The sequence below is a fragment of the Hymenobacter sp. YC55 genome (assembly GCF_029433095.1).
In the GTDB taxonomy this organism is placed as follows: domain Bacteria; phylum Bacteroidota; class Bacteroidia; order Cytophagales; family Hymenobacteraceae; genus Hymenobacter.
In genome coordinates this window covers 2,336,831-2,356,322 of sequence record NZ_JARNTX010000001.1, presented here as the reverse complement: position 1 = coordinate 2,356,322, position 19,492 = coordinate 2,336,831, and the positions used below count along the sequence as shown (strand labels likewise).

13 protein-coding genes are annotated in these 19,492 nt (G+C 56.9%); 2 read left to right on the top strand and 11 right to left on the bottom strand.

What is annotated here, in order from left to right; all coding sequences use genetic code 11:
* Positions 1–156: 156 nt before the first annotated feature.
* The 8 genes from P1X16_RS10030 to pxpB all read right to left on the bottom strand — a co-directional run bounded on the left by P1X16_RS10030 (position 157) and on the right by pxpB (position 8,206).
* A complete protein-coding gene (locus P1X16_RS10030; RefSeq protein ID WP_277228244.1) occupies positions 157–1,278 on the bottom strand; it encodes a VWA domain-containing protein in 1,122 nt (373 codons plus the stop codon).
* 37 nt (positions 1,279–1,315) lie between these two features.
* The gene (locus tag P1X16_RS10025) at positions 1,316–1,669 is read right to left on the bottom strand and encodes an Imm51 family immunity protein (protein WP_277228241.1); all 354 of its coding nucleotides are present in this window, start codon (positions 1,667–1,669) and stop codon (positions 1,316–1,318) included.
* Between the two features lie 245 nt (positions 1,670–1,914).
* Positions 1,915–2,454 carry a peptide deformylase gene (locus tag P1X16_RS10020; RefSeq protein WP_277228238.1) on the bottom strand — a complete coding sequence of 180 codons (540 nt, stop codon included), beginning with the start codon at positions 2,452–2,454 and terminating at the stop codon, positions 1,915–1,917.
* A gap of 314 nt (positions 2,455–2,768) precedes the next feature.
* Positions 2,769–4,205 carry an amidohydrolase family protein gene (locus tag P1X16_RS10015; RefSeq protein WP_277228236.1) on the bottom strand — a complete coding sequence of 479 codons (1,437 nt, stop codon included), beginning with the start codon at positions 4,203–4,205 and terminating at the stop codon, positions 2,769–2,771.
* 291 nt (positions 4,206–4,496) lie between these two features.
* Complete coding sequence (locus P1X16_RS10010) at positions 4,497–5,639, bottom strand: NRAMP family divalent metal transporter (protein WP_277228233.1); 1,143 nt, start codon at positions 5,637–5,639, stop codon at positions 4,497–4,499.
* Between the two features lie 44 nt (positions 5,640–5,683).
* Positions 5,684–6,466 carry a 5-oxoprolinase subunit PxpA gene (locus P1X16_RS10005; RefSeq protein WP_277228231.1) on the bottom strand — a complete coding sequence of 261 codons (783 nt, stop codon included), beginning with the start codon at positions 6,464–6,466 and terminating at the stop codon, positions 5,684–5,686.
* Positions 6,463–7,473 (bottom strand): biotin-dependent carboxyltransferase family protein, encoded by a 1,011-nt coding sequence (locus tag P1X16_RS10000; protein WP_277228228.1) that lies wholly within the window; start codon positions 7,471–7,473, stop codon positions 6,463–6,465. Before P1X16_RS10000 ends, P1X16_RS10005 begins: the two co-directional genes overlap by 4 nt.
* A complete protein-coding gene (gene pxpB / locus P1X16_RS09995) occupies positions 7,463–8,206 on the bottom strand; it encodes a 5-oxoprolinase subunit PxpB (protein ID WP_277228226.1) in 744 nt (247 codons plus the stop codon). The genes P1X16_RS10000 and pxpB overlap by 11 nt, the downstream gene beginning before the upstream one ends.
* Before the next feature lie 440 nt (positions 8,207–8,646).
* Here pxpB and P1X16_RS09990 point away from each other — a divergent pair, with 440 nt between their 5' ends.
* Positions 8,647–11,136 carry a M1 family aminopeptidase gene (locus P1X16_RS09990; RefSeq protein ID WP_277229523.1) on the top strand — a complete coding sequence of 830 codons (2,490 nt, stop codon included), beginning with the start codon at positions 8,647–8,649 and terminating at the stop codon, positions 11,134–11,136.
* A 266-nt stretch (positions 11,137–11,402) separates the two neighbouring features.
* Positions 11,403–14,066 (top strand): PAS domain S-box protein, encoded by a 2,664-nt coding sequence (locus P1X16_RS09985; RefSeq protein ID WP_277228224.1) that lies wholly within the window; start codon positions 11,403–11,405, stop codon positions 14,064–14,066.
* A 140-nt stretch (positions 14,067–14,206) separates the two neighbouring features.
* On the opposite strand, the gene porV is transcribed toward P1X16_RS09985, so the two are convergent.
* From porV to P1X16_RS09970, 3 genes are all read right to left on the bottom strand, one after another.
* Positions 14,207–15,376, bottom strand: a complete 1,170-nt coding sequence (gene porV / locus P1X16_RS09980) for a type IX secretion system outer membrane channel protein PorV (protein WP_277228221.1) — start codon at positions 15,374–15,376, stop codon at positions 14,207–14,209.
* 218 nt (positions 15,377–15,594) lie between these two features.
* Positions 15,595–17,937 (bottom strand): DUF5682 family protein, encoded by a 2,343-nt coding sequence (locus P1X16_RS09975; RefSeq protein WP_277228218.1) that lies wholly within the window; start codon positions 17,935–17,937, stop codon positions 15,595–15,597.
* 20 nt (positions 17,938–17,957) lie between these two features.
* Complete coding sequence (locus tag P1X16_RS09970; protein WP_277228216.1) at positions 17,958–19,466, bottom strand: caspase family protein; 1,509 nt, start codon at positions 19,464–19,466, stop codon at positions 17,958–17,960.
* Positions 19,467–19,492: the final 26 nt, after the last annotated feature.

Below are 19,492 nucleotides of genomic sequence, written 5' to 3'. Positions count from 1 at the left end.
GATGGAGCACGAAACCTGCGCTTCGCGTGTCGTTGAACGATGTCGTTGCAACAGTGCAGTTCAGTCGCTCAATGGCTCATTAGGCGTGAGCTTGGCGTTAACTAGTTCAACCCTAGCAATGCGGCACGAAGCGCAGGCTTCGCGTTACAGGCTCTATTAAGCGGTAACTTTCAGCTCCCGGCCTTGGATAGCGGCGGCCATTAGCTCTGGAAACTGTGCCGGGGTGCAGGCAAAGCTCGGAATATCGAGAGTGGCTAGCTTTTCGGCTACGCGACGGTCGAAGCTGGGGGCGCCTTCGTCGGAAAGGGCAAGCAGGGCCACTACCGTGACACCCGCGGCTTTGAGGGCGGCGGCACGCTTGATCATTGCGGCTTCGTTGCCGCCTTCGTACAGGTCGCTGACGAGGACCAGAATGGTATCGGTGGGGCGGGTGATGAGCTGCTGGCAGTAGGTGAGGGCCAGGTTGATGTCGGTGCCGCCGCCCAGCTGCACGCCAAACAGCAAATCCACTGGGTCCTGGAGGTTTTCAGTGAGGTTGACCACTGCGGTGTCGAACACCACCATGTGCGTTTTCACCGCCTTGATGGACGCCAGCACCGCTCCAAACACGCCCGTATACACCACCGATGAGGCCATCGAGCCGCTTTGGTCTACGCACAGCACGATTTCCTTGAGGGCCTGCCCGCGCCGCCCAAAGCCCACCAACCGTTCGGGAATGATAGTGCGCTGCTCGGGCTGGTAATGCTTTAGGTTAACCCGAATAGTAGCGCCCCAATCTATTTCGCGGTAGCGGGGGCGCGGGTTGCGCACGGCCCGGCTCAGGGCGCCCTGCACCGCCTGCCGCAGCGGGTTCGAGAGTTTCTGTTCTAGCTCTTGCACCACTTTGCGCACCACTTCGCGGGCCGTGTGCTTCACTTTCTGCGGCATCACGCGGCTCAACGATAGAAGTGTGCCCACCAATTGTACGTCGGCCTGCACGGTGCGCAGGATTTCGGGTTCCATCAGGAGCTGCTGCAAGCCGAGGCGGTCCATGGCGTCGCGCTGCATGACGGCTACCACGTCGGAGGGGAAGTAGGTGCGGATGTCACCGAGCCAGCGGCTGACGCGCGGCGCTGAGCCGCCGAGGCCGGCTTTGCGCTCTTTGCCTTCCTGCTCGTCGTAGAGGGCGGTTAGCACCTGGTCCATGCCCTGGTAGTCGGGCGAGAGAGGCGTTTGGTTGTCGGCATCGGCGGCAGAGCCGAGCACCAGTTTCCAGCGGGCAGCAGCAGATTCAGGCATAACGTAGAAGAGAGTGGCGCAATCAACTGAAAGATTCTCACTCAAAAAAGTCGCCAGGGTCAGTTTGGCTGAGATACTTATTTAAACTGCCAAGGTCGCCAAAAATGGGGTGCACTAAGCGCAGGAATTGCTCGGCCGTGGCGCGGCTATCCGCATACGCGCGAAAGATTTCGCCTTCGCCGGCCAGTTCCACATGATCCAGCAGTTCAGGCGCGTGTTCTTCCAAGATGGTTTCGATGTGCTCGGCCCATGAGGCGCCGCTGCCGCTGTACCCATGCTTCTCAAACACGTTGTAGTAGTCGTCCATCTCCGACAAATCCACCACAATCCGGTACTTGCGCTCGGGGGTTGCGTTTTGCTGTAAATCGTAGACAACGAAGGGGGAATACATATTTGCCATTATCCGAAAGGTACTAGCCGGAGCCGGATTAGTCTTTTCTGGTACTAATAGATGCGCTTATAAATGAAGTCTGTCATCCTGAGGCAGTAGCCGAAGGACCTTCTCACGATTAAACGACAAACGTGCCCATGACTCGTTCAGCTGCCAGAAGGTCCTTCGGCTGCCGCCTCAGGATGACAGATGTATGACTGTGATGAATAGATGAGTGAGTAGTTCAGTGTAAAAAAGTGCCTCGCTTACGCCCTGCCATAGGGGCTGTCGGCGCGGTATTGGCGCTCGAATTCTTCGCGGGAGCAGAGGGTTTTGACGTCTACCATTCGGTCGAGGGAGAGGATGCCGTCGAGGTGGTCGATTTCGTGTTGGAGTAGTTCGGCGAGGTCGTCTTCGCGGCCGGCGTAAGTTTCGTGCCACTGGCCGGCTAGGTCCTGGTAGCGTACCGTAATCCACTCGTAGCGCTCCACTTGCATAAAGATGGACAGGAACGACAAGCAGGCATCCCACACCACCATCTTCTCGGGGCTATGGGCCACGATGCTCGGGTTGATGAACGGCCACACCGGCCGGCCCGGCAGACGCAGCAGAATCACGCGCTGCAACTCGCCAATCTGCGGAGCCGCAATAGCGCGGCCGTAGCCAGTAGTTTCGCGCCAGTGCGCCACGGTATCGGTCAGGTCCGTTACGAGGGCAGCCACGGCCGGTGTCGTAGGGTCCGGCACAGGTTGGGCTATTTGGCGCAGAGTAGGGTGGCCGAGTTGCAGGATGTCACGAACAGGCATAGGCGCTTCTTTCTTCTAAAAGTAGAGTTAATGACTAGAAGTTGGTTTCCTACTTGATTTGGCGTCCACTGGTAGAAGCATCTGGCGTGCTGACATTGCCAAAGTAACTGTCATGCTGAGCGGAGCCGAAGCATCTCGCTCGAATCGTTGAACTCATAAGAGGGTTTTACCACACTAGCGAGATGCTTCGACTCCGCTCAGCATGACGGGCTGGAGATGTCGTTCACTGCTAGGTCAACGACCCCTAGACCGCCCTTGCTAGATGTGCAACAGCAGCTGAGGGGAACTAGCCGTTTAGCTCTTATCTTTTTTGCCTAGTGTTTTACGGCTTGCAGCATCTGCCGGAGTTCGGTGGCGGTGTACACTTTGCCTTGCGTGATGACTGCGTTAACCTTGCGTAGGTTGGTGATGTTTGTTAAGGGATTTTGATCTAGTAGCACCAGGTCGGCGTCTTTGCCTTTCTGAATGGTGCCGGAGCGTTTGTCGGCTTTCATGAACCGGGCGCCGTTGATGGTGGCGGCTTGTAGCGCCTGCACCGGCGTGAGGCCAGCTTGTACCATCAATTCCAACTCGCCGAGCAAGGAGGTGCCGGGATACACATAGGAGTTGGACGCGCCGCTGTCGGAGCCAGCTAGCAGCGTTACGCCGGCTTTTTGCATGGCGGGCACTAGGGTTGTGAACTTAGCCCCGAGCTGCTTATTGAAGGCGCGGGTGGCGGCGGATTGCGCCCGGGCGCCAGCCAAGCGGCGGGCGTAGGTGGCCTGAATCTTGGGGTCGATGTAAGCGAGCAATGTGTCGCGGGCGTGGTCGGTTTCGGGGAGTTCGGCCAGCAGCTTCTGGATGTAGAGCGTGGGGACGACGGCCGTTTTGTTGGCTACCAAGGTGCGGTAGAGGCGGGTGGCCGTAACGGGGTCGTAGGTGCGGTAGATGGCGGGTAGCACGGCAAACAGGCCGAGTGGCTTGGGCGTGCTTAGGCTCGTTTGCACGGCCTTGGTGATGCTGTCTTCTTTGGCGGAACAGCCTTTAAATACGTAATAAAGGTGCTCCGAGGCGTCGAGGCCCCGTTCGGAAGCTTCGCGCAACGTAGCAGTGTAGGGCATGTGGCCGGTGGTGGTCAGGCCTCGTTTTTCGGCGGCGGTAATCGTGTTGAGGAAGGCCTCGCGGGAGATGGTGCTTTCGTAGAGCTTCACGTAATCTACCTTCAGGGCCTGCAAGGAATCCAGTGCCTTCTCGATTTGCGCGGGCGTCTCGACCTCCAGCGAACCGGCCCAAAATGCTTTGGGACCATCTATCTTGGGGCCGGAGGTGTAGATGGTAGGTCCGGCCAGTTGCCCGGCCCGGATTTGTTGACGCCAGGAGAAAACCGCCGGTGTCAGGTCGCCGCCAGCGTCGCGCACCGTGGTTATGCCGTGGGCCAGGTAAAGGGGCAGCAGGTTGCGGTTGGCCGTAATCAGCGAGTCGCCGCCCCGGAAGTGCACGTGCATGTCCCACAAACCCGGAATCAAGTACTTGCCGCGGGCATCCAGCGTTTTCTTGGCGACCAGCGGGGCGGCAGTCGACTTGCCTAGCTGTTGAATCAAACCACCGCTTACACCAAGCGTTTGGTCGGGCAGCACCCGGCCGGTTTCCACGTCCACCACATTGGCATGGGTGATGACGAGGTCGTACGGAGCTTGCGCGGGCTGTCGGCTGGCGTAACCTGCGGCAACGAGGGGTAATGTGGCGGCAAGCAGGCGGTAAACAAGTTTCATAGCAGAAGGGGAAAGGCAGAAAGAATTTGACTAAATGAGCCGATAAAGGCAGTCATGCTGAGCGCAGTCGAAGCATCTCACTAGTGTTTGGTACATCCTTTTGCCATTGCAATGAATCGAGCGAGATGCTTCGGCAAGCTCAGCATGACAATAGTATCACAATGTGAGCACGCGAGATGCTTCGACAAGCGCAGCATGACAGTTACTTTGACAACGAATTGAGAGCAAAGTTTCGACTAGCAGACAATGGCTTGAGCAGCGGAGCGTGAGATGACAAAGTGCGTCGTACTTCTACTTAAATAGCCCCGAGACCTGCTCCACCAGTACGGTGCCGCTCATGCCTGTCATCACCAAAACGACTGCCAGACCAAACACGGCCAGCCATAGCGGATGCCGGTAGGTGCCAATTACGTCGCGGCGGTAAGCGGCTACGAGCAGGGTGGCAAGGGTTATTGGCAGAATAAAGCCGTTTAGGGCTCCGGCCCACACTAGCAGGGCAACGGGCTTGCCGATGGTTACGAAAACTAGCGTCGATAAGACGATGAAGGCGATAATGAAGCGGTTTTCGTGGGTGGCCACGCTTGGCAGTAAGGACTTTAGGAAAGAAATCGAGGTGTAGGCCGAGCCGATGATGGACGTAATGGCCGCCGCAAACATCACCACGCCAAAGAGCTTGTAGCCCACCTGTCCGGCCGCCAGCTGAAACACCGACGCCGGCGGATTGCTGGCATCAATAGCCAGCCCGCGGCTCACTACCCCGAGCGTGGCCAGAAACAGGAATACCCGAATCAAGGAAGCCACCGACACACCCATGATGGCACTTTGCGTTACGTGCGGTAGGGCTGCCGGGCCTTTGATGCCCGCGTCGAGGAGGCGGTGGCCGCCGGAAAAGGTGATATAGCCGCCCACCGTGCCCCCAACCAAGGTGACGATAGAAGTAAGGTCGATGCGGGAAGGAGCCACCGTACGCAGGGCAGCTTCGGCCACCGGCGGGCTGGTGGTTACGGCTACGTAAATGATAATGAGAATCATCACCAGCCCCATGAGTTGGGCAAACCGGTCCATAACCGGCCCCGCCTCGCGCACCAGAAATACCGCCAAGGCCATAGCCGCCGCCAGCAGCGCGCAGGTCGTGACCGGAAGGCCCGTCAGTACCTGCAAGCCAAGGCCTGCGCCGCCCACGTTGCCGATGTTGAAGGCCAGACCGCCGAGCACAGTGAGGGCGGAAATAAAGCCGCCAAGGCCCGGCAGCACTCGATTGGCAATGTCCGGTGCCCGCATTTCTGATACCGCAATAACCCGCCAAATGGTGAGCTGCACACCGATATCGATGATAATAGAAGTCAGAATCACGAAGCCGAAGCTGGCGCCCAACGATTCGGTGAAGACCGTGGTTTGGGTAAGGAAGCCGGGGCCGACCGCCGAAGTAGCCATTAGGAAAGCGGCGCCTATCAGCACCCCCCACTTGCGCGGCGGCCTCATGCGGTGGCGTTCCGCAGGCCGGCCTGCACGCTAATGTTTTCTTCTTGCAGCCGGGCCCGAATCTGTTGGGCAAACTCTAGGGCGTGCGCTCCGTCGCCGTGGATGCACACCGTATCGGCCTGAATGGCTACGTCGTCGCCCGACAATGCCCGCACCCGGCCTTCTTTTACCATGCGCACCACTTGGTTGATGGCCGCGGTGGCATCGGTAATCAGGGCATCGGGCTGGCGGCGGGGGGTGAGGGTGCCGTTGGGCTGGTAGGTACGGTCGGCGAAAACCTCGTGGGCAGTGGTCAGGCCGAGCTTCTGGCCGGCGCTAATCAGGGCGCTGCCAGCCAGGCCGTAGAGGCAGGCGTCGGGCTGCACCCGGTACACGGCTTCGGCAATAGCTTCGGCCAGGGCGGGGTTCACGGCGGCCATGTTGTAGAGCGCGCCGTGCGGCTTTACGTGGTGCAGCGTGCCCCCCTCGGCCCGTACAAAGGCCTGTAAGGCACCAATCTGGTAGACCGTCATATTGTAGGCCTCTTCCGACGAAACGGCCATTTCGCGCCGCCCAAAGCCTACCAAGTCGGGGAGGCCGGGGTGGGCGCCGATGGCGACGTGGTGCTGCAAAGCCAAGCGGACGGTGCGTTTCATGATAGCGGGGTCAGCGGCGTGGAAGCCGCAGGCAATGTTGGCAGACGTGACGAAGGGGAGAATGGCTTCGTCGTGGCCCAGGGAATAGGCGCCGAAGCTTTCCCCCATGTCGCAGTTCAAATCGACGGAGTACGGTTGGGTCATTGGTGGCGGGCAGTGAGCTGGATAGCTCGGGCGAGTTGATGAAGGGTGCGTTCTTGGTGCAAGTAGGCGTGGTGCGCTTCAGCCAGCGTCACTTCCTGAAAGCGCAACTTGCCACCCATCGGCAGTTGGGCGAGCAGTGAAAAGTCAGTTGAAATTACCTGCACGATGCGTGGGTAGCCGCCGGTGGTTTGGTGGTCGGCCATCAAGATAATGGGAAGACCACCAGCTGGTACCTGCACCGTGCCGAAAGTAACGGCCGTGGACAGAATTTCCTGGTGGTTGTGGCGCCGCAACTCGGGTCCTTGGAGCCCGTAGCCCATCCGGTCGGAACTCGGCGTGACGGTGAATTCCTGCGTCCAAAAAGCCTGCTGGCTTGTTTGAGTGAACCGGTCGTACTCCGGCCCCCGAAGGGCACGTACGGTCGCCACGCTGGTAGGTGAGGCCTGCAACGATGGCGCAATACTCCAGCGTGTGGCCGCCCACGGCTGGTCGGGGTGGTGGCTTGTTAAACGCCGGTGCAAGTGGCTACCGAGTTCCGTAGGCCCGGCCACTGGTACTACGTCGCCAGCCTGTAAGGCACGGCCTTGGAAACCGCCGATGCCTGCCCGCAGATACGTGGCCCGGCTGCCAAGCACTTCCGGAACTGCTAATCCGCCTGCTATTGCCAGATAGGCCCGGCATCCGCTCCGGGCCGCGCCAAAAGCTAATTCGCAGCCGCGGGTCACGGCAACGGGCCGCCGCTGGAGCACCGGCTGGCCGTTCAGGGTAGGTGAAAGGTCGGCGCCAGTTAGCGCAATCAGGTGGTCGGCTTCAAACTGTATAGTGGGCCCACGGAGCGTAATTTCCAGACCTGCCGCCTCTTCCGGGTTGCCGACCAACACGTTGGCTTGCCACAGCGCTAGCCCATCCATGGGTCCGCTCACGATGACGCCGGCCTGCCGGTAGCCGAGGCGCCCCGCATCCTGAACGGTGGTCAGCATCCCCGGCCGAATGATGCTAAAGCTCATTTTCCTGCAATTGGTGGAACTCCTCTGCGCTGATGGGCACAAACCGCAGCCGCTGCCCCGCCCGCAACAAGCTCGGCGACGCGGCTTCGGGCGTGAATAGGCGCCGCGGTGTGCGGCCAATCAGCTGCCAGCCGCCCGGCGTAGGCAGCGAGTAGATACCGGTTTGCTTGCCGGCAATGCCCACTGAGCCAGCCGGCACCTCGGCGCGGGGCTGGTCTTTGCGCGGGGCGGCTAGTTGCTCGTTCATGCCCCCCAAATACGGAAATCCCGGTGCAAACCCTATCATGTACACCAGATACTCTGGCGCGGTATGCAAGGCAACCACCTGCTCCGGCGTCAGTCCCGTATGGCGGGCCACCACATCCAGATCGGGCCCGAAGCTCCCGCCGTAGCACACCGGAATTTCTACCACGGGCGAAGCAGTGGAATCAACTGGTACTTGCACCTGGCTCAGCAGCTCTTGTAGCTGGCGGGCTACCTCCGCGTATGGGTCGAGGCGCCCGGCCTGGCTGGCTAGCCAGGGATTATAATACACCGTGAGCGTCGTGAAGGCTGGCACGTGCTCCACGAAACCGGGAAACGGATGTTCCTCTAAGTATGCCGCCACAGCCTGAATAGCACGGTGAATTTCTTGGCTGATGGCGTCGCCGAACTGCAACACAATGGCCGAATCGCCTAGCGCGTAGAGCTGCACCGGATTTTCCGTAAGAGGGTGTCTAGGCGGAAGAGGCATCAAGTAGACTGGAGTTGGATTCGCTAAGAAAGGGTAAGAGCACGAATTCGTCTGTCATCCTGAGCTTGCGAAGGACCTTTTCCCGCGAGAACAAGTTGTTGTTTCGACAGTCGTTCGACAGGCATTAGGTCCTTCGCTCCGCTCAGGATGACAGGCGCGAGGAGTGATAGCTGATACGGTAGCACAGACGATTCTGCTGATAGTGGTTTTAGAACGACAAGTAAATAACGGCAAGGATGAAGGTACTTCTCTGTAGCTCTACAGAGTGGCGGACACGGAAACTGCTCTATCTTGGGTTTTCGACTTGATGGATTCCACTGATGAAGCTTCAGCATAGCACCACTATACACGGCGCGGCCTTTGCGCTGGCCTTTTGCATTACAAGCTGCGTGAAAAAACCAACTGTTTCCGACGTTAAGCCCGTGTCGGCTACGCCCGCTATGGCGGTGGTGCCGGGCGTAAGCCTGGAATTGGCGCAGGACCGCGCCCGCCGCATCTCCCGGCTCGGCTACAACCTGGCTCTTACTATTCCGGCCTCGAAAGACGAACCGATTGCCGCCTCGGAAACCGTTACGTTCCACCTCGCCGACGCTACTCAGCCGGTGCAGCTCGATTTCAAAGAGCAGAAAGAGAAGCTGCAATCAGTAGCCGTCAACGGCAAGCCCGTGGCTATCGACCACCACGACGAGCACCTGATTGTCCCGGCGGCCAGCCTCAAAACCGGTTTGAATGAGGTGCGTATAGAATTTGTTGCCGGCAACCAGAGCCTCAACCGCAACGAGGATTTCCTGTACACGCTGCTCGTGCCCGACCGCGCCCGCACGGTGTTTCCGGTTTTCGACCAGCCCAACCTCAAGGCCTCGTTCACGCTGGCCCTAACGGTGCCGAAAACCTGGCAGGCCATGGCCAACGGCCCGTTGCAGGATTCCACCGTAATGGCCGACAGCAAGACGTTCCGCTTCGCACCTTCCGACACCATCAGCACCTACCTGTTCTCTTTTGCGGCGGGCAAGTTCACACGTATTTCCCGCACCCTGGCGGGCCGCGAAATGCAGTTTCTGCACCGCGAAACCGATAAAGACAAGCTGAAGCTCAGCCTAGACCCCATTTTCCAGATTCACGCCGACGCGTTGAAGTTCTTGGAAGAATACACCGGCATTCCGTATCCGTTCCGCAAGTTCGATTTTGTGGCGCTGCCCGATTTCCAGTACGGTGGCATGGAGCATGTGGGCACCATTGACTACAAAGCCAGCACGCTGTTCCTGGACGAAGGCGCTACGCAAGACCAGAAAATCAGCCGCTCTAGTCTCATCAGCCACGAAACCGCCCACATGTGGTTCGGCGACCTGGTGACCATGCAGTGGTTCAACGACGTGTGGATGAAGGAGGTGTTTGCCAACTTCATGGCCGACAAAATCACCCAAATAGCTGTTGCCAACTCCAACTACGACCTTAAGTTCGTCATCGACCACTATCCGGCGGCCTACGGCGTAGACCGCACCACCGGCGCCAACCCCATCCGCCAGGACCTGGAAAATCTGAAGGACGCCGGCTCGCTCTACGGCAACATCATCTACCACAAAGCGCCCATTATGATGCGGCAGTTGGAGCGGCTGATGGGGGAGGAGCCGTTCCGCCAGGGCCTGCAAGAATACCTTAAGAAGTACGCCTTCAGCAACGCCACCTGGCCCGACCTTATCCAGATCCTCGACGCCCGCACCCCCGCCGACCTGCAAGCTTGGAACCAGGTGTGGGTGAACCTGCCCGGCCGTCCCATTTTCGATTACAACCTGCAAACTGCGAACGGCAAAATCACGGCGTTGCAGCTTACGCAGCAAGCTGAGGATAAGTCCGACCGGCTATGGCCGCAGCTGTTTGAGGTGCTGCTGGTATACCCCAACCGGGTGAAGGAACTGACCGTGAACATGAGCCAGCGCCAGGTGCTGTTGCCGGAGGCCGTAGGCGAGGCAGCGCCCACGTTCATCTTGTTCAACTCCACCGGCTTGGGCTACGGCGTCTTCCCCATCGACAAGCAACTCACCGCTAACCTAGCCAAGCTGCAAAACCCGGTGGGCCGCGCCACGGCCTACGTCAACTTCTACGAGAACATGCTCAACGGCCGCGCCATTGCGCCGCGGCAGCTGCTGGAAGTGTACCGCCAGGTGTTGCCGAAAGAGAAAGAAGAACTGAACATCAAACTGCTCACGGGCCAGGCCACCGACATCTTCTGGCGGCTGCTCAAGCCCGAGGAGCGCGTAACGCTGGCCCCGGTGCTGGAAAAAGAGCTGTGGCAAACCATGCAGCAAAACCCGGCCCCCAATTCCAAGAAGCTGCTTTTCAAAGCCTACCAGTCCGTAGCCTTAACCAAGGAGGCCCAAACCCGGCTCTACGACATCTGGAACAAGCAGCAGGCGCCCACCGGCATCAAACTCACCGAGGACGACTACACCGCCCTGGCCTTAGCCCTGGCCGTGCGCGACTACCCGGCCGCCACGCCCATTCTGCCCACGCAGCTCGCCCGCATCCAAAACCCCGACCGCCAAAAACGCATGCAGTTCCTGATGCCATCTCTGGCCCCCGAGGCGGCCACGCGCGACGCCTTCTTTGCTTCTCTGAAAGACGAAAAGAACCGCGAAAAGGAAGCGTGGGTGGTTTCGGCGCTTGGGTATCTGCACCACCCGTTGCGCGCTGCTACCTCCGAAAAGTACCTGCCCCAAAGCCTGGCGCTGCTCGAAGAAATTCAGCAGACCGGCGACATTTTCTTCCCGTATTCCTGGCTGCAAGCCACGCTCGGTTCCTACCAGACGCCCACCGCCGCCCGCACCGTCCGCGAGTTCTTGGCCGCGCACCCGCAGTACAACCCCAAGCTGCGCGCCAAGCTCCTGCAAGCCGCCGATGACGTATTCCGAGCCGAAAAGTTGGTGATGTGAACGAGGTAGCAAGCGGAGCGTGGAACAGGCTTCCCGTGGTTTCGCGCTACAGTGCGCAGCCGGTGTACGGCTGCTGTTCACTTAGCCGCGCTTTGAGAGAAAAACTATGAGGATAAGGCGCTTACCTCAACAATGACGCCCCCAGCCTGCAGCTGCTGGAACATGCTTAGTAGTAGAGCATTGCTCGTTGCTCAGCTAATCTCAACAGGAACTTTCCTCAACAGGACTAGTACTAAGAGCAACTAAAGGCATCTACGCTACCTTCTGTGCAAACCACTCTCTTCGTGGATTTTCAAGCAACTTTCGAGGCCTTGCCCGGCAACTTTCTGCTCTTACAGCCGAACGCGCCCGACTATACGGTGCTGGCTGTAAGTGAGGAGCTACTGCGCTCGGTGCATAAAGAAAGGCAGCAAGTGGTAGGCAGCAGTGTATTTGTCGCTTTTCCCGAAAATCCGGAAGCCCTTGCCGCCACCGGGGCCTCCGAGCTGCGAAAGTCCTTAAACCACGTCCGACAAGAGAAAGAGCTGTATGAACTGCCCGTTGTGCGCTACGATGTGCCCAATCCCGACGGCGTATTCGAAGAGCGGTATTGGTCGGCAAGTAGCAAGCCCGTGTTGAGCTCGGCTGGGGAGGTGCTCTACATCGTTCACACCACGACCGATATAACGGCGCAACAACAAGCCGAGAAAAGCACGCGGGCCTTGCGCCAGATCGAGAAAACGTACAGTCTGTTCATGCAGGCGCCGGTAGCAGTGTGCATAGTCACGGGGCCGGACAACATTGTGGAGCTGGCCAACGAGGAGCTTCACCAGTTTTTGGGTACCACCCCGGCTATCATCGGCCAGCCCTTGTTTGACGTGCTGCCCGAAGCCAAAACCCAAGGCTTTCCCGAACTGCTCGAGCAAGTGCGGACCACCGCTGAGCCGTATTGTGGCACCGAGTACCCAGTTACGCTCCACCTCAACGGCCAGAAGAAGCTTCGCTACTACAACTTTGTGTGCCACCCCTACTACGCCAACCCCACCGATACCCTTGCGGCCGGCGTATTCAGCGTGGCCCACAACGTAACGCAACAAGTGCTGGCCCGGCAACAGGCAGCGGAAAGTGAATCGCGCTTCCGCAGTTTGGTAGAGCAAATGCCGGTACCTATTGGCCTTACCCGCGGACAGGAAATGGTGTTCGACAGCATCAACGACCCCATGCTGCAGATGCTGGGCAAAAGCGGTAGCATGGTCTTGGGCAAACCTCTGCTGGAAGTACTGCCGGAACTTGGAAGCCAAGCCGTCATCGCCTTACTCGACCAAGTGCAGAAAACCGGAGAGCCTTTCCACGGCCACGAAGTACCGGTACTGCTGCAAATCAACAACGAGCCGAAACCAGGGTACTACAATCTTTCCTATACGCCGCTGCGGGAGCGGGGCCAGATTACGGGCGTCATTCATGTGGCTTTCGACGTGACCGAGCAGGTGCAGGCCCGCCAGAAGCTAGAAGAAAGCGAGCAGGAACTGAAGTGGTTCGAGTTCATGGCCGGCCAAGCCCTCGACCCATTCCTTCTCCTGCGCCAAGACGGCTCCTTTGCCTATCTAAATAAGCAAGCCCTGGAGGCCTGGGGCTACACCCAAGAAGAAGCCCGGCATCTGCGCATATTCGATATCGACCCGCTGTACCAGCAGGAAGCGTATGCCCAGATCTTCGCCCAGGCTCAGCAAGGCCCATACCCCCGGTTCGATACCCTGCACAAACGCAAGGACGGGCACGTGTACCCCGTAAATGTGAGCATGAGCGGGCTCGTGTTGGAAGGTCAGCCCTATCTGTTCGCCATCCCTCGCGACATAACCGAGCAAAAGCAATTCACCGACGCTCTGCGCGAAAGCGAGCAACGCTTCCGCACCATGGCCGATGCGGCCCCCAACATTGTGTGGGCCGTGAACCCAGACGTATCGGTGAAATATGTAAACAAGGCGTTCCTGGAGTTTCTTGGCGTTACGCTAGAGCACTTTATTGCCTCCAACTGGTTGCCCCATGTGCATCCCGAAGATTTGCAGCTCACGCGGCGCACGCTGATGGGGGCCGTCCAGGACCGTGCTATATTCTCGCTCGAGCACCGAATGCTCCGGCAGGATGGCGAGTATCGCTGGTTGTTGTCGCAGGGGGCGCCGAGCTATTATGCCAGCGGTGAGCTGTACGGCTACGTGGGTTCGGCCATCGACATCACCGAACTCAAAGAAGCCAACGAGCAGCTAACCCGCCTCAACATTGATCTGGACAACTTTATTTACACGGCTTCTCACGACTTAAAAGCGCCCATTTCCAACATCGAAGGGCTGCTCGATGCCCTGCTGCACACGCTGCCCCCCGAGACACTACAAATGGACCAAGTGCAGATTCTAATAGGCATGATGCAGGAATCGGCGGATCGTTTCTCGAAGACCATCGCCAACCTCACCGACGTAGTGAAGCTGCAGAAGGAGTACAACGGGGAAGCGGTTCTGGTGGACTTGGCCGGGATAGTGGAGGCGGTGCGCCTCGATCTGGAGTCGATGATCAAGGGTACGGGAGCCGTGGTAAAAGTGGACGTGGCGGCTTGCCCGGCTGTGCGGTTCTCGGAAAAGAACATGCGCTCCGTCGTTTACAACCTGTTCTCCAACGCCCTCAAGTATCGGGCTCCGGACCGAACGCCGCAGGTGCTGATCAGCTGCGAAAGCACGCCGCAATACCTCGTCCTGACCGTGCAAGACAATGGCTTAGGCATCGAGCCTCAGCGCCAAAAGCAACTCTTCACCATGTTCAAGCGCTTCCACGACCACGTAGAAGGCTCGGGTATTGGCCTCTATATGGTCAAGAAAATGGTGGAAAATGCCGGCGGCAAGATCGAGGTAGAGAGCCAGCCCGGCGTAGGGTCCACGTTCCGCATTTATTTCCGCCGCTAAGCCTGCCCACGAAGCTTTATCACCGTGGCGTTGCAACGTACGCTTCTTGTGTTCCTGGTTGCGCAGTGTCAGAAAGGGTAGGCTACACTCCCGATTGACACTGCCTGGCCTCGACAGACTTATATAGCTGAAGTGTTCTTCTAAGTACTTGAGGCTACGTCTCGCTTGCTAAGGGAAACGTGTAACGACACCCGCACGGTTTGCGCCAACGGATTATTCCTTGAATTGGGAACCAGGTAAGCTCCATCGAGCCCTAGGGCTCGGTACCGTCCTCCAACCCCGAAGCTCAAATAATTCCGGTCGCCTTTTACTGGACTTTCGTAAAAGTAGCCGGCGCGGGCAAAAACAGTGTTTTGGTAGGCGTATTCCAGTCCGGTAGACAAACGGATTTCGCGCAGCTCTTCCCGGAAGCCACCGGGAGCATCACTAAACGAGCTAAATGCGCCCGCAATAGTGCCTTTGGCGTGGCGTTTATCGTTTTCCTCTTTAGTGCGGGCGGCTCTGGCGGCTAGTGCAGCAGGAGTAGTATCGGTGCCCTCTTCGTAATAAGGGCTGGGTACCAAGAGCTTGTTGGCATCCACCACGAGCGTCAGCTTGTGAGAGGGGCCAAATGTCCGCGTGAGGGCCGTGCCAATCTTCAGGTTAGTGGGTAAAAAGTCAGCTTGCGAGGGATTAGAATAGGATATTTTGTTGCCAATGTTGGCAATAGAAGCGCCAAGTGCTAGGGTATAGGCATCGGCACCCGCCGGTATGTCTTTGGTGTAATAGACGCCCACATCCATAGCTGCCGCGTCAGCCGCTGCGCCGCCAGCTCCCAAAAAATAGGTGGAGAGGGTAGAACGGATGTAGCGCACCGAGGCGCCAACCCCAAAGTGCTCACCGAATGTATGGCCGTAGGAAACACTGTAAGCCGATTCGTTGCCGCGTACCGGAATAGCGCCGGTATATCCCAGACTGAAGTACATCACGCTAGCGCCCAAAGTGGAGCGCTGCCCTAGCCGGCCATAGCCCGACAGATACCACAGGCCTCCTTTATTCGTGGCAGAATTTAGCCACGGCGAATAGGAGGGCGAGATACTGAAGCGGTTTGGCGCGAACCCAAGCTTACCAGCGTTGAAGTAGGCGGCATTGGCATCGGGAGACGAAGCCACTCCAGCTTCGCCAAGCGCGGCCGAGCGCGCATCGGGGCTGAGGGTCAGAATTGGAACAGCCGTAGTGATAGTGTGAGGTGCTTGTTGAGCGACGGCCAACGAGGATGCGCCCAACATGCCAACCAACAGGGCCGAATTGGTCAGTTGCGAGTAAGTCATAGCTCTCAATAAATAGTATGCAGAATAGGAGGAAGCCGATAGTAGCCGGAGCGTGCCGGGTAGCAGGTATCTAACTATTCAAGTGCCTAAATATTGCGGCTCATATAGATTTTTTCGGGGAGGGCAACAAGCAAGAAGGAGTGAAAGAGCAGTAGAAAGTTGAGCCGGTCAAGTACACCTCGTAAGTGAAGTTATAGAGCATAAGCGTAGCCAGGGGTCTAAAACCCTAGCAACTCCCGCAGCATCGGCAACACCCGTTGCCCCCGTTCCAAGTCGAAATCTTCCGCTACAGCCAGCACCGCAGCCGGCTGGCCACCTTGCACGGCCAACTCCAGCAACTGGCGGCGCTCCGGGGTGCTGAAGTCGGTGAAGGCGCGGCGCAACAGGGGCACGATTTCGCGGAAGGTGTCTTCGTTCAGCTCCCCTAGCCACTGATCGAGCAGGGCGAAGAGGGGGCGGTGATGCAGCAAAAGTTGGCCGCTGCCACTCAGGAAGCCTTCAATCCAGGCAGTGGCGTAAGCGGTAGGCTGCGCGGGAGCCAAAGCCAGGCCAAGGGCGGTGCCGGCGTCTTCCGAAGAAAGCTGCTGTGCATCGAAAAGCAGGCGCCCGGCAGCCCCGGCCAGCAAGCCCGAACTGGCAGGATTGCGTAATACCACAGCCAGCGCTGCGTACCAATCCGCTTCCTGCGCAGTATTTTGAAGCAGCCGGATGGCTTGGTGCGTGCCTTCGATGCGGGGCAAGAGCTGGCGGGCGGCATCGTAGTCGAGGCCGGTGCAGGCTTGGGGCAGTCCAATGCAGAGGCGTGGCACCAGGTGGTGCACTACCTGGGCCACTTGCGCGGTTTCGGTGCGGCGCACGTTGCCGTAGCGCAGCACATTTACCAGGGGCGGCAGAGCGGCCAGCAGGTGCGTTACGTCGCGGGTGCCGGCCGAGAGGGTTTCCAGGCGGGCTACTAGGGTGCTTATGGCGGGGCCGAGGTCGGCTTGCAGGGCTTCTTCGAGTAGCTTGCTTACGGTTTCCAGGTCGGGAGCTTCGGTGGCGCGCTGGCGGGCGCGGCCCACGGCGGCATCGAGAATGGTATTGCCCCACCGGCCGGCGTCGAGCACGTGCAGGGCGTAATCGGGTTGCCATTGCAGGTCCCACAGCTCGTGGAAGGTGCCGGCTTTGCCCTGGGCGCGGCGCGGCTGGCCCCACGGCACGTCGAGCAGACGCAGGCGGTGCAGCAAGTGACTGCGGCTCAGATCCAGCTCTTTGCGCAAATCCAGGTCGAGGGTACGGGCGGCGGCTTCGGGCTTGAGGCGGGTGAGGCGCTGCTGCTGCGTGAGGTCCTGCTGCAAGGGTGTGGCGGGCAGCTCGGCGGGTACCTCGCCCATGCACACTCCAATCACCAGCTCCCGGTGCACTAAACTCAAGGCTTCCTCGTAGCCGCCGCCCAAAATAGCCACAGCCGCCTCTTGCAGTTCCTCGATGCCCGGCAACTCCCGGCCCCGCACAGCAGCTAGCGTTTCGGCCAGCCGCACCCCCTCAATGGCATGCGCCGATGAAGCATCCAGGTCCTGCCCGCGCAACAGCCGCGCCGCCCGCACCATCCAGTGCGTTACTACCTCGGTATGCGGCTCAGTGAACAGCAACTCGTACCAAGCCGGTGACAACACACCCGCCCCGTAACCCGAACTGTACGACAGCCGCTCATAGGTCCATGGAATCCAGGTGGCTTCGATGGGCACTTTCTTCAGGCCCTTGAGCAAAGCTTTGTCTTCCTTTTTAAGTAGGTCGGGGTGGAGCACCGGCGCGTGCCAGGCCCCGCACACCACCGCCACGCGCTGGTAGCCCTGCTTGAGGGTGTTGCGCAAGGTTTCGCGCATGAAGGCTTCGCGGAGCAAGGTTTCCCGGCTTTCCGGCAAGGCCAGCTCTTCCCGCAAGGCGGTCATCATGTTGAGCACCACGGCAAACGTATCGGCGTGGCCGGCGCTGTGCTCGAAGCGCAACTCCCACCACCGTTCCCCGTCGGAGTAGCCATCCAGCTCGGCGAGGTAGGAGATAGGGTCGCGGCGGACTATAGTTGCTTCCGTAGCCTCTGTGGCTGGCTCCTGTTCCATTGAAGCAGCAGATTCATCTTCTGGTCCTGCTGCTGCTAGTGGTGCTTGTTGCTGGTTTTCGGTGCCTGTTGGTTCTCGCTCTGCTGACGTAGCGTTTGGAGGTAAGGCTTCAGCGGGCACCTGCTCCACGGCATCGGGCAGGGCAAACCGCAACGCGGCCGGCAAGTCCATGCAGCGTAGGTGGGCGCCGTGTTCGTGGCAGTAGCGGAGCACCTGCGTTTCGGGCGAGAAGGCGGCAAAGGGCAGAAACGAGGCCTGCTGATACTGCTTGGGGTTATAGAGTAGCAGCGCCACCGGCATCCGCAGGTCGGGGCGCTGGATGATGGTTTGCACGGCCGCTTCGCCATCGGCGGGGCATTCCAGCAGCACAATGTCGGGCCGGAACTCGTCGAGGGCTTGGCGGAGGCTGGCGGCACTGCCGGGCCCGTGGTGGCGGATACCGAAAAGGCGGGGAATTGTCACTATTAAGTTAAGTAAATCAACTATTTATCAGAAGAAGTGTCGCTTGGCTTTTTTTGAGTTATCTTCTTTGGAGCTGACGCCTGAGTACTCTGAGTTGGTTCTAAGACCTGGTTTGTTTCAATTGATTGCTTGAATTTTTCTTGTAAGTCGTTTACAATCTTATTGTTGAATGTGTCGAAAATTATTTTAATATTTTTCTTAAATTTTTCGGTGTTTGGACCATTATGTTCTATTGTTCTTCCAACTACCTCTTTAAATGATAAGCTTCTGTTGTCCCATCCTTGTTCAGTATAATGATAGATAAAGAAAAATAATTTAATTGATTTTTTTGATAAAAGAAAACATATAGCTAGATTATAACTGGTTATATTGGGGTATTTTGCATTGGCATCAATAGATATTCCTTTCAATGGAGTGTCTACTGTGATTTCGTATCCATCTAATATGAATGTGAATTTACTGTCGTCTTCAATTTCAATTGTTCTTCTTATTGTTTGTGCAACAGTTAATGGTGTCGTTCTTACACGTCTGCGAGTTGATTTAGCAAAGAATAAATTAGGATTATTATCAAGCCATTTGCCGACTTCTATGCGGCATGGTATTTTATTATAGTCATCAATAATTCCTATGTTTAAATTATATAATTTTTCTGTACTTCGATCAAGTTTAAATTTCTTTGACTCTTCAACAAGTATTTCAATTAGCTGAATCGCTTCATCTCTAGATAAATAATCTTTTGCTTCATTTACTACTAAGTCATGTATGGATAATGTTTTGTCCTTAGCTGTTTCTTCACCACTTGCATGATTCATTCCCTCCAAATAGTTTTTTAAATCCTGAGTTTTTGTACAGAATTTTTCAGTGTAATCAGCCTGTATTACAAAAAAAGGAGTTTGGTTTCCAATGTTTTCGAATTCATCAGATATATAATCTATAATAGCCTTGTATCTAATGTCGTCTGTCTTTGAGTCTCTAAGTGACTCTGCAAAGCTTTTTGTAAAATAACTCATTTCCTCATTCTGGAATGAAGATTGAGTACTTAAAGAAGAATTTAAGAAATAACACTTATTGAATTTATTTTTAGCTTCTTCAAAATACTTTGTTACAACATCTCTCTCTTTTATGTATGCTGTTCCTGATTGACATGCATCTATTACCTTGATAACCAATTCGGGATTTAACGTTTTTAAGAGATTGTCAATTTCAATATTTTGTAAACTTGTTTGTTTTCTTTTTAATGGATTGTAGTCACTTAATAAATAGTGAAAGTCATTATTTATAAATTCGCCGTGTCCAGTATAATAGAAAAAAACTTCATTAATTTGATGATCTTTATGTTCGTCAATAAAATTTATTAAAACATTTTTAGCTTCGCTGCTAATTTCATTGTTATTAAGCAAAATTATATGATCGTACTTTTCTGATCTAGATATGATATTATATATTACATCAGTGTCTCTCTTACATCCAGGAAGATTGTTAGCTGCGTCTGCATATTCGCTAACACCAATGACGATTGCTAGATTCATGTTCTTCTTTTTTTAATTTATTTACT